The sequence below is a fragment of the Rhodococcus sp. 1168 genome, from assembly GCF_002091955.1.
Classification (GTDB): domain Bacteria; phylum Actinomycetota; class Actinomycetes; order Mycobacteriales; family Mycobacteriaceae; genus Rhodococcoides.
In genome coordinates this window covers 1-13,049 of record NZ_MKKY01000060.1, presented here as the reverse complement: position 1 = coordinate 13,049, position 13,049 = coordinate 1, and the positions used below count along the sequence as shown (strand labels likewise).

Annotated in this window: 14 protein-coding genes and 1 pseudogene; 9 read left to right on the top strand and 6 right to left on the bottom strand. The window is 61.5% G+C overall.

Annotation, left to right across the window (positions count from 1 at the left end):
* Positions 1–29 precede the first annotated feature (29 nt).
* Both ric and BJI47_RS11875 read left to right on the top strand, forming a co-directional pair.
* The gene (ric, locus tag BJI47_RS11880) at positions 30–731 is read left to right on the top strand and encodes an iron-sulfur cluster repair di-iron protein (protein WP_088943930.1); all 702 of its coding nucleotides are present in this window, start codon (positions 30–32) and stop codon (positions 729–731) included.
* A gap of 63 nt (positions 732–794) precedes the next feature.
* A complete protein-coding gene (locus BJI47_RS11875) occupies positions 795–1,106 on the top strand; it encodes a class I SAM-dependent methyltransferase (protein WP_088943929.1) in 312 nt (103 codons plus the stop codon).
* 23 nt (positions 1,107–1,129) lie between these two features.
* Here the strand turns inward: BJI47_RS11875 and BJI47_RS11870 are convergent, their stop codons facing one another.
* The gene (locus BJI47_RS11870; RefSeq protein ID WP_088943928.1) at positions 1,130–2,029 is read right to left on the bottom strand and encodes a universal stress protein; all 900 of its coding nucleotides are present in this window, start codon (positions 2,027–2,029) and stop codon (positions 1,130–1,132) included.
* Positions 2,030–2,054: 25 nt separating this feature from the next.
* Complete coding sequence (locus tag BJI47_RS11865) at positions 2,055–2,951, bottom strand: universal stress protein (RefSeq protein ID WP_176224821.1); 897 nt, start codon at positions 2,949–2,951, stop codon at positions 2,055–2,057.
* 243 nt (positions 2,952–3,194) lie between these two features.
* On the opposite strand from BJI47_RS11865, the gene BJI47_RS11860 reads away from it, so the two are divergent.
* The 7 genes from BJI47_RS11860 (at position 3,195) to BJI47_RS11830 (ending at position 9,091) form a co-directional block, all read left to right on the top strand.
* Positions 3,195–3,716 (top strand): flavodoxin domain-containing protein, encoded by a 522-nt coding sequence (locus BJI47_RS11860; RefSeq protein WP_088943926.1) that lies wholly within the window; start codon positions 3,195–3,197, stop codon positions 3,714–3,716.
* Between the two features lie 85 nt (positions 3,717–3,801).
* Complete coding sequence (locus tag BJI47_RS11855) at positions 3,802–4,152, top strand: DUF1003 domain-containing protein (RefSeq protein ID WP_254900553.1); 351 nt, start codon at positions 3,802–3,804, stop codon at positions 4,150–4,152.
* A 248-nt stretch (positions 4,153–4,400) separates the two neighbouring features.
* Positions 4,401–5,300: a universal stress protein gene (locus tag BJI47_RS11850; protein WP_088943925.1), complete on the top strand. Its 900-nt coding sequence runs from the start codon at positions 4,401–4,403 to the stop codon at positions 5,298–5,300.
* A 109-nt stretch (positions 5,301–5,409) separates the two neighbouring features.
* Positions 5,410–6,408 carry a zinc-binding alcohol dehydrogenase family protein gene (locus BJI47_RS11845; RefSeq protein WP_088943924.1) on the top strand — a complete coding sequence of 333 codons (999 nt, stop codon included), beginning with the start codon at positions 5,410–5,412 and terminating at the stop codon, positions 6,406–6,408.
* A 38-nt stretch (positions 6,409–6,446) separates the two neighbouring features.
* Positions 6,447–8,225, top strand: coding sequence for a SulP family inorganic anion transporter (locus BJI47_RS11840; protein WP_088943923.1), 1,779 nt, complete (start codon positions 6,447–6,449; stop codon positions 8,223–8,225).
* Positions 8,182–8,652 carry a universal stress protein gene (locus BJI47_RS11835; RefSeq protein WP_088943922.1) on the top strand — a complete coding sequence of 157 codons (471 nt, stop codon included), beginning with the start codon at positions 8,182–8,184 and terminating at the stop codon, positions 8,650–8,652. Before BJI47_RS11840 ends, BJI47_RS11835 begins: the two co-directional genes overlap by 44 nt.
* A 40-nt stretch (positions 8,653–8,692) precedes the next feature.
* Positions 8,693–9,091 carry a VOC family protein gene (locus BJI47_RS11830; protein ID WP_254900552.1) on the top strand — a complete coding sequence of 133 codons (399 nt, stop codon included), beginning with the start codon at positions 8,693–8,695 and terminating at the stop codon, positions 9,089–9,091.
* Between the two features lie 166 nt (positions 9,092–9,257).
* Here BJI47_RS11830 and BJI47_RS11825 read toward each other — a convergent pair whose 3' ends face one another.
* The 4 genes and pseudogenes from BJI47_RS11825 to BJI47_RS11810 all read right to left on the bottom strand — a co-directional run bounded on the left by BJI47_RS11825 (position 9,258) and on the right by BJI47_RS11810 (position 12,944).
* Positions 9,258–10,604 (bottom strand): MFS transporter, encoded by a 1,347-nt coding sequence (locus BJI47_RS11825; RefSeq protein ID WP_088943921.1) that lies wholly within the window; start codon positions 10,602–10,604, stop codon positions 9,258–9,260.
* 105 nt (positions 10,605–10,709) lie between these two features.
* Positions 10,710–10,991, bottom strand: a complete 282-nt coding sequence (locus tag BJI47_RS11820) for an MGMT family protein (protein ID WP_217808537.1) — start codon at positions 10,989–10,991, stop codon at positions 10,710–10,712.
* The gene (locus BJI47_RS11815) at positions 10,988–11,548 is read right to left on the bottom strand and encodes a DUF488 domain-containing protein (protein WP_088943920.1); all 561 of its coding nucleotides are present in this window, start codon (positions 11,546–11,548) and stop codon (positions 10,988–10,990) included. The genes BJI47_RS11820 and BJI47_RS11815 overlap by 4 nt, the downstream gene beginning before the upstream one ends.
* A 71-nt stretch (positions 11,549–11,619) precedes the next feature.
* Positions 11,620–12,944 (bottom strand): annotated as a pseudogene (locus BJI47_RS11810) (ISL3 family transposase).
* Between the last annotated feature and the right edge of the window lie 105 nt (positions 12,945–13,049).

Below are 13,049 nucleotides of genomic sequence, written 5' to 3'. Positions count from 1 at the left end.
GTTGCCCGGGACGGGTTAGGGTAAGCCGCATGGCTATTGAGGCGTCGAATACATTGGCTGACCTGGTTGTCGAGGACAGTCGCCGCGCGCGGGTTTTGGAGGGATTCGGCCTCGACTACTGCTGCGATGGCCACCGATCCCTCTCCGATGCAACAGTCGAGGCCGGACTCGACTTGGAAGAAGTGCGGAAGGCACTCGACCTTCCTGAAGCCAGCGCCCAGAAGACACCGATATCGCGGAAGTCGGCTGATCTCGCCCACGACATCGTCGACACCCACCACGCGTACATGTGGGAGGAGATGCCGCGGTTGCGGGCGTTGGTAGAAAAGGTGCATCGGGTCCACGGCGACCGGCACCCCGAGTTGGCCCGGGTGAACGAGCTCTACACCCAAGCGGTCACCGAGCTCGATCCGCACATGACCAGGGAAGAGCGCTCTGTCTTTCCCGCGATAGCCCGAATGGAAACGACCGGGATCCCCGGCGTCTCCGGGGCACTCGCAGCCCACATCGGGACATTGGTGCAGGAGCACACGGTGGTCGGCGACCTGTTCAAGGAGATCAACGCCGTGACCGGGGCCTACACAATGCCCGAAGACGGCTGTGGTTCGTACCGGGCGATGCTTGACGGGCTCCAGGAGATGAAGCTCGATCTGCACGAGCATATTCACAAGGAGAACAACATCCTCTTCCCGAATGCGCTCGAATTCGAGCGAACAGTCACCGGAAATTGATTCGTCATGTAGACGGACGAGGTCAGGGACGCGTATGACTCGAACGCAGAGGACGTGGTAAGAATGCTCGGCTCGGAGGTGTCCACTGCAGACCCGGACCGGGCCGTCATCGAGCCGTGGGCCGACACGGTCGAGGGCCGAATTCTGGACGTGGGCTCCGGCACCGGTCGCTGGGCCGGCCACCTGGCGAGTCTCGCCCACGATATCGGCGGGCTGGAGCCCGTCGAGCGACTGGTAGATGTCGCCCGCACCCCACGCAATCATGCTGGTACGCGCTTAGTTTCGGCCGTCGATGGCAGTGGCCGGTCACGACGCGGCGTAGACGCCATCCACGCGTGCTCTGGCGGGCCTCGTCCCCGATCTCCCCGCCTGTAAATCCCCGGTTCGATCCGGTCGCCTCATTCGTGCTTCGGTTCCCTCGCGATGATCAACGGGCATTCGACACGATGCGACAGCGACCGGCTGGTCGATCCCAACAACAGGCCGCTGAAACCGCCTCTTCCTCTGGATCCGACGACGACGGTCTGCGCACTTTTGGAGAGTTCGAGAATTTTGCTCACGGCACTGCCATGCTCCACTACTCGATCTACGTGCACGTCCGGGTACTGCTCCTGCCATCCTGCGAGACTTTCCGACATGACGACCCATCCCGCTGCATCCTGTGCGGAGGACATTGCATCTTTGTCGCTGTCGGAGTGGATCTTCCACAATCCAACGTCCTCGGCCCAGGTGTGTACGGCGACCAGGCCGGTGCCACGAAGTGATGCCTCTTCGAAGGCAACACCTACTGCCCTACTACTGGCACTCGATCCATCGACACCGAGGACAACGGGCCCCTCGCGCTCTCCGGTCTGCGGAATTCCGCTGATGATCGCGACAGGGCATTCCGCTCGCTCGGAGACAGCAGCACTGACCGAGCCGAGCAATTCTGCGAAATACTCACCGTTTCCCCGCGTACCCACCACTATCATTCGTGCAGAGGCAGATCGCTCGAGCAGAGTCGGAATCGCTGCGCCTACAACCACTTCGGTGGCTATCGACAAAGCGTCCGCATCCTTGGCGGCGGCCTTGGCGATGGTCGACGCCGACTCCAGGCCCTTGTTCACTTCCAGTCTCATCGGTGGACCGAGCTGAGGTGGCATAGCGGCGAAAGTCGTATAGACATCGGTGATCTGGTAAGTAGAGACCAGGGTCAACGATGCGCCACGCAGTTCCGCCGCACGCGTTGCCCAGCGGACGGCATCGAACGAAGCATTCGAGCCGTCGACACCTACGACAATGGGGCCGTTCCTATCCATATTTACTCCTCTGATAACGGTCGAACTACGGAACTACGAGTACTGGACATTGCGCTCGGTGGATCAGACTCTGGCTCACGGAACCGAGAATTGCCGACGACAGGCGCCCTCTTCCACGACTACCGACCGCGATGACCTGAGCCGAAGCGGACATCGTGCCGAGTTCACGTGCCACCGAAGCGCCTACCGATCGAACCTCTACCGCCACAGTCGGATACTCACTCTTGTACGGACCGACGATGTCCTGCAGCCACTTCCGTTCAGCGTCTCGTTGGTGCTGCCGATCCACCGAGGTCCCGTAATCGAGCTCGTCTGCATCCTCGACGGCCCCCACATGCACTGTGACGAGGTCAGCGCCCAGGGTGCGTGCCAGATCGAAAGCCGCGGCCAAAGCGCGCCGGGACGGCTGCGACCCGTCGACACCCACCACTATCGGTCGAGTCGGGTCAGCGCTTTCGTCGCGACTTTTACGCCACACCAACACTGGACACACTGCCGCGTTGACCAGCTCGATGATGGAATGTCCGAATATCAGATCACGGAGCGGACCTGTTCGACTGCCGCCGAGGATCAGCAATCTGGAGTTCGTCGAAATGGACTCGATCAGGTCGGTCGCCGCGCCACCGGTGATAGAACACTCGACCTCGATCTCGGCATCGAGGTTGCGGACGATGAGAGCCGCATCGTCGAGAAATTTCTTTCCTACCCGACGCAGTTCCGATTCGAGCTGAGCGCCGGCAATGAGCACTGCAGGGTCGAACCACTTGCCGACATCAGGAAGTGCATGAACGAGTCGGATCGAAGAGTGTACGTGCTGGGCAAGTCTCACTGCCCATTCGACGGCGCTACGGTCGTCGTCCGACCCATCTACGCATACAACGATGCTGCCCTCGTAGGCAGACGGTACTTCTTCGGTGTTCAAAGCTCTCCATACGTCGAGTCCAGTCTTATAGATGAGTATGGACCGTTCGACTCGCTCGCGGTCAGAGGACAAGGTCCCTCCTGGACCAGGCACCTGGTGAGCGATCGAAGACTGCTCTCGACGAACTACCCACCATACGAGGACCGAAGTCCCTATTCGCCGCACCGACATGCGTTCACAGTGATGTCCGAAGACAAAAGACACGAGTCGAAAACTTGGTCGTCGAAGAGTAGGAACACCGTCATGCGCGTCCTGATTGCCACATCGAGCCGTCACGGTTCGACACGCGAGATCGGGCGGTGGCTTTCCTCCTCGCTGACCGATGCCCTGCACAACTACGGTGTTTCGGCGACAGTGGAGGTTAGCGACGCAGCTGACGTGGACAGCATCGCCGAATATGATGCGGTGATCATCGGCAGCGCCGTATACATGGGCCGTTGGTTGCGAGGTGCTCGATCTCTCGTCGCGCGCCAACAGCCCGAACTCGAAACACGCCCGGTGTGGTTGTTCTCCAGCGGACCCATCGGCGCCGCCGGTAAGCCCTCGGCACCATCAGCCATGGACAAGGCATCGTGGGCGGTCGAGCACCGCGTCTTCGGAGGAAAGTTCGATATGTCTACGCTTTCGTGGTTCGAGAGACTCGTAGTGCGGCTAATTCGAGCCGATGAGGGAGACGACCGATCACGCGAAGAGATCGATGGGTGGGCGTGCTCGATCGGCGCGACACTGGCCGAGTCCGAGCCGACCGTTCCGACATACCTGTGACAGCACGGCTGCTTCGACGAGCAGCCCGGTACTTGTTGGAATTCGAGGCGGTTGTGGGATGAACCTACGGAGAAGGCATCCGGGTGTGCGTACGGGCGCCGAGTTGACCACTGGTGAGCGAACCGCTGACTACGTTCGCAACGGGATGGGCTCGTGGCCCTTCGTCTTCGTTTTCCTTGCAACGATGGCCATATGGGCCATGTACAACGGCAGCGACGGCTTCGATCCATACCCGTTCATTCTGTTGAACCTGTTTCTGTCGATGATCGCCGGACTTCAAGGTGCGATCTTGCTGATCTCAGCCAAGCGCGCGGACTCCATCAGTAGTGAAGTCGCCGGTGCACACCTTGTCGAACACCGCGAAGCTGCAGGAATTGATCGAGGCCAACACGGCACTGACCGGGACTGTTGCACACTTGGCGTCGGAGATGCATGAACACATATGTCGCCAACGCCCGGTACAGGGCAATGCTCGACGTCGGACCGAAGTCCCCCCACAAAACTGTAGCGGCGAAATCCGGGACCAACGTCACTTCCACTGGGTACCTTGGGTGGCATCGCACCAAGGGTTCGAGTAATACGTTCGAACACGACGGTCGAAGCCGCTGACGAGAATCCTGGAGACATCATGGCCATGCCCGAAAGCGCGCTCTCGGCCAGTTTTCCCGGTCTCGCCAGAACCCGATGAACATATCGCAAGATCCTCAGCCGATCACAGTGTGGACGAACAGCGAGCTGACCGACATCGTCGTCGGCGTCGACGGCACCGACATTTCTCGCGGCGCGCTGCTCTGGGCTGCCCGGGTGGCACAGATCGCCAAGGCAAGAATTCGGATCGTTCACGCACTGCCGCAGCGGGAATCGGCGAACAGAGTGACGCGAGAGTTGCGTGCATCCAAACCACGACTCCTCGGCAGGCGACTGCTCCGATTGTCCCGCAGCGAAGTCAACCGTATCGATCCCGACATCGCAGTCGATACAGTCCTGACAGACGATCCCATTGCTTCGTTCCTGAGCGCGATGTCGCACACCGCAGATTTGGTCGTGATCGGAGGCAATGCGTCCAGTCCTGTTCGAGATGTCATCTTCGGCCGCCACGCAACTCACATCGTTACCGACGCCCGGTGCCCCGTTCTCGTGTGGCGGCCGCACGCCGTCTCCCCCGCTGTGACCTCTCAGCCGGTCGTAGTCGGTGTCGACAACTCCGACTCTTCGCACAGTGCAATAGTCGGCGCATTCTGGTTCGCCGATACATTGCAGGCCCCAATCATGGCCCTGCACGTGGTGTCGCCCACTCGTCAACACACGCCTGCGGTGGACGCCGATGTGGACACCGCAGAAGTGGGATCTCTCGCGTGGCTGGGGACTCGTGTGACTGCGACCTCCGAGCGTCATCCCTCGGTCGAGGTTCACCTGCACTGCCTCGAGGCCTCGGCAGACCACGAGCTACGCAGGGCGTCCGAAACAGCGCGCCTCGTCGTCGTCGGGAGCCGAGGGCTCGGTCCATTGGTGGGTTCGATCCGAGGCTCGGTCGGACAATCGCTCGTACACAGCTCGCACTGTCCGATTCTGGTGGTGCGCTGAGTGACTTTCGGCTCTACTGGCAGCCTGTACAGGGCGCACACGATGGGACGGTGGACATCCCAGCCTCGAATACCGCAGCATCGAATACCGTGATGGACCGGCAACGCACATGAAGGCCTGGAGGGTCGCCGAACAGGGCAGCGTCGACGGCAGTCCCCTGCAGCTGGTCGACGAGCACATGCCTCGACCGACGTCCGGGGAGTTGCTGATCGCTGTCCAAGCTTGCGGCGTGTGCCGAACCGACCTCCACGTCGTCGAAGGCGATCTTCCAGTTCATCGGCCGCATGTAGTGCCCGGCCACGAAATCGTCGGCGCGATAACGGAAGTCGGAGACAATACCGAGACCGACTTCCGTGTGGGTGACATCGTCGGAATTCCATGGCTGCGTCACACCTGTGGAACCTGCCGCTTTTGTGCGAGTGGTCGCGAAAACCTCTGCAAGGCATCGTTGTACACTGGGTGGGATCACAACGGCGGGTTCGCAGAATACGCGGTGGTGCCGGCCGACTATGCCTTGGCACTACCGACCGGGTACAGCACCGAAGAACTGGCACCGTTGCTGTGCGCAGGGATTATCGGATACAGCGCCCTGCGCCGAGCCGAACTCCCGCTGTCGGGGAAACTCGGCGTCTACGGTTTCGGCGCGAGCGCACACATAGTTGCTCAACTGGCACAGGCCGACGGCGCTACCGTGCACGTCATGACTCGAGACTCCGGTGCCCGTCGACTCGCACTGAAGATGGGGTTGGCTTCGGCCCAGGATACTTTCGATCCACCACCAGAGAAGCTCGACGCCGCCATCATTTTCGCGCCTATCGGCGAGGCTGTTCCGACAGCACTGGAAGCTGTCGACTCCGGGGGAACCGTCGTGCTGGCCGGCATTCACATGACCGACATTCCGCCACTGAACTACAACCGGCATCTGTTCCACGAGAGGCGCCTGCTGAGCGTCGAAGCCAATACGCGGGCCGATGCTCGACAATTCCTCGAACGCTGCCAGAGAACGCATCTGAGGATCGAAACTACGGTCTACCCTTTCGATCACGCGCTATTCGCACTGCGAGATCTCCGCCACGGACGTTTCGCCGGCGCCGCGGTCATCATGTAGGTCCACCTGTTGACTTCTTACGATGCAAGGAGGTTCTGATGCATCCGAAGTCGGCACTTGGAGTTCGACTGCGCAGCGCACGATCGATGCTGTTCTCTTCGCTACAGGGCTACCGGTCAGCGTGGTTGGCGGGCGATCTTGCTGCAGGACTCACTCTATTGTCGATCGCGGTGCCCGAGCAATTGGCCACTGCACGGCTGGCGGGTATGCCGCCGATCACGGGCTTCTACGCCTTCGTTGCGGGCACACTTCTGTTCGCGTTGTTCGGATCGAACCGGCAGATGTCGATCGGGGCCGATTCGACGATCGCTCCGCTGTTCGCCGTCGGCGTCGCCACGGCGGTATCAACCGTCCCCGGTGACTACGTTGCGTTGGTAGGGATCCTCGCGGCGATGGTGGGCGTGCTCGTGGCCCTCGTCGGCCTACTGCGGCTGGGATGGATCGCCGAGTTCCTCTCGACGCCGATCATCGCTGGATTCCTCGGCGGGGTCGCGGTCATCATCGTTGTGCATCAACTGCCCGATCTGCTCGGCCTACCGGCCGCCAGCGGTGGGACGTTGAACCGCATCGGCGTGATCGTCAGCGATTCGGCCGAGATCAACGGATGGACGTTGAGCATCGGGGTCGGGGTTTTCGCGGTCGTGTTTCTCGCCGATCAGGTGGATCGACGACTGCCTGGGGCATTGATCGCACTGGTCGGATCGACGATCCTCGTCGGTGCGATGAATCTGACTTCCCACGGGGTAGCGGTGCTGGGTTCGCTGGCACACGGCGCTCCCCACCTTGGACTGCACGCAGTGTCGTGGTCGGCGCTGGGCGCGCTCGCGCCGATCGCCGGCGTCGTCGCACTGGTGATCGTCAGCCAGAGTGCGGCGACGACGAGCGCATTCGCCGCAGACGGTGGCTACGGGGTGGATGTCAATCGTGACTTTTTCGGCATCGGAGCGGGCAATGTCGCCGCGGGCCTGGTGGGAGCATTCCCCGTGAACGCAAGCCCGCCACGAACCGCTGCAGTGGTGTCTGCTTCGGGACGGACCCAGGTGGCGGGCATCGCTGCTGCTGCTGCGCTCGTGTTGCTGATACCCGCCCTGGCGCTACTCGAGAACCTGCCGGTGACAACCCTGGCTGCGATTCTGATCTTCATCGCCACCCGTATCGTCCATGTGCGCGAGCTGATCGACATCGCCCGCTACGACCGTTTCGAGTTCGCTCTCGCCGTGGTCACTTTTCTGACAGTTGCCCTCGTGGGTGTCGAGTACGGCATCGGTGTGGCGGTCGCGTTGGCAATTCTAGACCGCACTCGCCTCAGCGCCCGTCCCCACCTGCACGTACTGGGACACATCCCATCGACTACCAGTTGGGTGCCACTGAGCTACGCCGAACAAGCGAGAACGGTTCCCGGTGTCCTGGTCGTACAATTCGCGACGCCTCTGTGGTACGCCAACGCAACCGAATTTCGAACCGAGATAACGTCCACGATCGACGCCGCGGATCATCCCCTGCACCTCGTCGTGCTCGACACGATGGGGATGACCGATATCGACTACACGGGGGCGCACTCATTGCGGCAGTTGATCGATCAACTCCGCTCGAGGGGAGTCACCTTCGCGATGGCAAGAACCAGCAAGACGGCCCGCAGGGGTCTGGCGCGCAGCGGACTGCTCGCACAAATTGGCCAGGACAACATGTTCAGCTCCGTCGGCGAGGCGATCGGAGCCGATATCGGGCCCAAAGACCCTTACGAAATCGAGGCCCAGCGCGCAGGATCGAAGAATGAGTACAACACCGACCAGCGAGACCCGAACGGACCCTTCTGAATCCACCGGCCGCATCGTGGTGGGCGTCGACGGTTCACCCTCCTCGGTCCTGGCACTGCAGCAAGCGCGACGGATATCGGAGGCATTGAGCATCGGCATAGATGTCATGGCTGCGTGGCAGTATCCGACATACATGGGTGCGGGCTTCGCCGAGGACATTCGCCCCGATGAGGACGCCAAGCAGATCATGGCCGACTCGATCGTTTCCGCATTCGGTGACGATGCACCGGCCGACATCGAACAGATTGCGGTGCAGGGTGTTCCAGCGCAGGTACTCCTCGATGCCAGTCGAGTGGCCGACATGCTCGTCGTAGGAAGCCGCGGCCGTGGTGGATTCGTCGGTCTACTGTTGGGATCGGTCAGTGCACAGTGCGCCGAACATGCTCGATGCCCAGTGCTCGTCGTTCATTCGAGGGATCATCACTAGCGCGGGCAACGCCGAGGCCGTGCCACCCAACGTTCCATCGGTGGCCGTCTCGTCGATGCTGATGGGAGTAATCGAGCTCGAAACCTCCACCAAGTTCTACTGCGAAGTCTTCGAATGCACCGTCGCGCTCGAGGAAGCGGATGCGGCACTGTTGTTGGCACCGGACGGATTTCAGATCTATCTGTACGCGGACCGATCTCTGGTGCAACGGCCCATCGGCGTCCTCGGAGTGAAAGAGGTCATGTGGTCCACTGCAACCGAAAAAGAGCTCGGACAGGTCGGTGAACGATTGCGACAACACTATCCGTCCACGTACATTCACAGCGCCGGCGGAGTGAAGTTCCTCGACGGACGGGACCCGGATGGAAACCGAATTCTCGTTGCCTATCCGAGTCCGCTCCAACTTCCGCGCCACATCATCGCCGATCGGTTCAAATGACAGCGGTAATCTTCTCGATCTGCCAATGCTGCGTTGAGCAGATCCAAGAAAGCAGCCCCTGAACTGCGCATTCGCAGTTCAGGGGCTGCTCTGGTTTGTCCGAAGCCGAAGACTGGACGGCCATGGCCGGTACGTCGAACGGTAGCGTTCCTAGCCCTATCGCAGGTCAGGTCATGCTCACTTCCTTGGTCTCGGAGAGCGCTTTCGTGCAGGCGAGGCTGAGTACCGACAAGAGCGCCAGCATGACACCGATAGCAATACTTCCGAATTGTGCCGCGAGAGGGGCCGCGAGCAACGGCGGGATTGCGCCGCCGAGAACACCGGCGAGGTTGTATCCCAGTCCGGCACCTGTGTAGCGGAATCGAGTCTGGAACAGTTCTGGGAGAAGGGCACCGGTTGGTCCATAGGCGATACCGAAGATAGTCAGCGTCACACACATGGCCACGACATACGCAACCGGGCTTCCCGTGTCGAGCAAGGGAAATAGAACTAGCGACCAAGGAATTGCCGCTCCACAAGAGGTCATGATCACTCTGCGGCGTCCGACTCGGTCGGAATACGTTGCAGATAGTGCGATCGCGATACCGAAGACCACGGCGCCTACAAGGCCTGTCCACAACACGAAGGGACGATCGAATCCGAGAGTCTTTGTGCCGTAACTGGTCAGATATGCAGTGCCCATGTAGAAGAGCGAGAACAGTGAAGCCAGCGCTCCGGCGGCAAGCAGAATCTCCTTCTTCTGTACGTGCCAGGCTTCGAGGATCGGAAGGGTGGTGGCACGATCAGGAGTTCGAACTTCCACTTCTTGGTTCGCACGGAAAACCGGTGTTTCTTCGATGGCCAGTCGCATGTACAACCCGATCAGCACGAGGACTGCACTGAGAAGGAACGGTATACGCCAACCGTAGTCGAGGAAGACTGCGTTGGTGTCACCGAATACAGCACCCGTTACGAGGAAGGTCGCGCTCGAAAGAATGAATGCCGCTGACGGGCCCAGCTGCGGGAACATGGCGTAGAAGCCGCGCTTTTTCGGTGGTGCATATTCGGCAGTGAGAAGAGTTGCGCCCGCCCATTCTCCACCGACAGCGAATCCCTGCCCGAATCGCAGCAGAACGAGAATTATCGGAGCCGCTATTCCGATGGTGTCAGCGCTGGGTAGCAACCCGATTACAAAAGTTGATATGCCCATCAGGAGCAGCGTCGAGATCAGCGTCTTCTTTCGGCCGATACGGTCGCCGAAGTGCCCGAAGACCACAGCTCCGACAGGCCTCGCGATGAAAGCGACCGCAAAGGTGGCGAAGGATGCGACGGTCCCCGCAGTGGCGCCCAATGCTGGGAAGAACACTGTCGGAAATACGAGTGCAGCTGCAGTTCCATAAATGAAGAAGTCATAGAACTCGATTGTGGTTCCTATGCCGCTGGCGATCGCCACCTTCCGAACACTTGTGGTGGGTGCGGCGGAGCGGGTCGTCGGCCTGCGGTCGACCGCATCATCCGGTGTAAGTGAGGGCATTCATTCTCCAGAGGCATCGTCAGGAAGTGTGATGTGAATCTGAAGAAAAAGAGTATGTGACCCGCGTCATAAGTACCCACCCCCGAAAAGGGGTAGAAGACCCGCTTACTTCGCTCCGACCTTGGCCATGTCGACGCGGTTGCCCCGGAACGGAACACCTTCCGCTTCGAGTAATGCGCGCGCTGCCCCGCCATGGCATGTCGCAGGCGCACCGTCGGCATGAACCACCCGCCACCACGGCACACCGTCGCCGAGCAGTCCGACGGCCCGGCCCACCTGCCGGGAACCTATGCCCAGCGCGCGACCGATCTCACCGTAGGCGGCGACGTGGCCCGCCGGAATCCGCACCACCATGGCTCGAACTTCCGACACCACGTCGATGGTCATGCCTCTGCCGACTCGGGATAAGTGATCGTTTCGCCTTGTACGTGCGCGAACTCTGTCATTGTCGCGAGGCGGGTCGATGAAATCGACATGATGTCGAAAACCTCCGCCCCTGCGACGATGAGCGCGTCCGTTATCAGCCGTCGATGACAACGCCATGGCACAGCCTCGCTGCACATGATCGCCGGGACCGACTCGTGTGCGACCCGTAGCAGCTCAGCGAGCCCGGAACGAAATTTCTCGGTCTCCATGTAGTCCGCATAGTCGCGGAATGCCTTGACCCGCCACCCTCCGTTCGGGCTCGACACATCAACCGGTGTATATCTACGACCACCTATATCCCGGATCCACCGGTACCCGATATCGGCCGGCAGCGCATCCCTGATCGCGTCCTGGTTCCACTGCGGATACTTTCGCGACCCTGGAAACGAACGCACGTCGACCAGCTCGGTCACCTCGTTCGCACGGAGCATCTCGAGCACTTCATCAGCAGTGCGAGTGGAGTGTCCGATAGTGAATACCCGAGGCACGGCGCGTTTGCTTTCCAAGCCCTTCGTCATCGAATCCAGATTACTCGGTCGACTCCAGGCCACTCATCTCATGCATCTGGACAATGTCGGCTCTTCCGGTTTTAGAGTGCATCGAGTGCGCGGGTGAGGTTGCCGCAGTGCAGTAGTGATCGGATGCGGTAGTGCGTGAGGTTGCGGAATCCGAGAGCGTTGCGCCGCAACGCTTCCAATCTGCCGTTGATCGCTTCGGTCGGCCCGTTCGACGCCCGGTGGGTGAAGTAGGCGAGAATGTCCACCCGCCTTCGGTGCAGGGTCCGCCCGAGTTGGGCGAGCTCCTCGAGACCGTCCGGGACGCCGGTGCGGATGGTGTCGATCAATCGAGTGAGAATCCGGTGCCCCTGCTTCGGGTCGGGGTGGGCGTACGCGGCGATCAACCGTTGATACACCGCCCACGTCACCTCCACCGGAGTGTGGTTCGGGTCGGCGAACGTTGCTGCAAGCCTGCCTTTCTGACGATCCGACAGCAACACCTCCCTCGTTCGCAGGGTGCGCCTCGTCCGATACAGCGGGTCACCGGTCCGGCCCCCGTGCCCGCAGGTGTCCTGCTGCACTCGCTGGCGGCACAAGTCCAGTGTCGTTCCGGCGAGGGCGACGACGTGGAACGGGTCCATCACCGTCACCGCATCGGGGACGCTGCCGGTGGCGGCGCTCTTGTAGCCGCGAACCCGTCCATCGCCACCACCTCGATCCCCGCTCGAAAAGAGTCGGTGCGCTGTGCGAGCCACCCCGTCAGCGCCGCCGCCGAACGCCCCGGTACCAGGTCGAGCAACCGCGCCGGGCCGGTTCCGTCGACGACCGGCGTCAGGTCGACGATGACCGTCACGAACCCACCACCAGCAGCGTGTCGGGTGTGCGCCCACCTGTGTTCGTCGACCCCGATCACCCGCACACCGTCGAAGCGGGTGGTGTCGGCGGCCACCACAGTGGTGGTGGCGTCGACGGCGATCGCGTTGACGGTGTCCCACGACAGGCCGAGTTCGCGGGCCACGGCGGCGACGGTGGTGCGGTCGAGGATCAACCTCCGCAGGACGTACCTCGCGCAGCGGCGGGTGGTGGACCACCCGGCCCTCGCGAGGCGGTCGGTGTTGTGGCAGAACACTTCCCGGCCACAGGATGTGTTCGTGCACCGGTAGCGGGGAACACGTACCCGTAGCTGCAGCGGGTGCCCTACCACCGGAACATCGTTCACTCTGCGTTCGATCCGGTCACGGTACTTCCCGACCATGTCGCAGCCGGGGCAACAGCCGGCCGCGGTGGTGATCAGGTCGCAGAACACGATCGTGGTGTCGCCGTCGATCGCAGCGTCGCGGATGGTGACGCCGAGTTCGACGGTGCGGATGATCGTGTCGGCTACGGCAGAAGCGGAAACAGTCGTATTCTCGGACACAGGGCTCCCCGGTGGGTCGTGACGAGTTGGCGTGAGAACCCTCATCATCGGCCTCCGGGAGCCCGCCTCACCGCAGCGACACGACCCCACCGACCGGGTTTACCG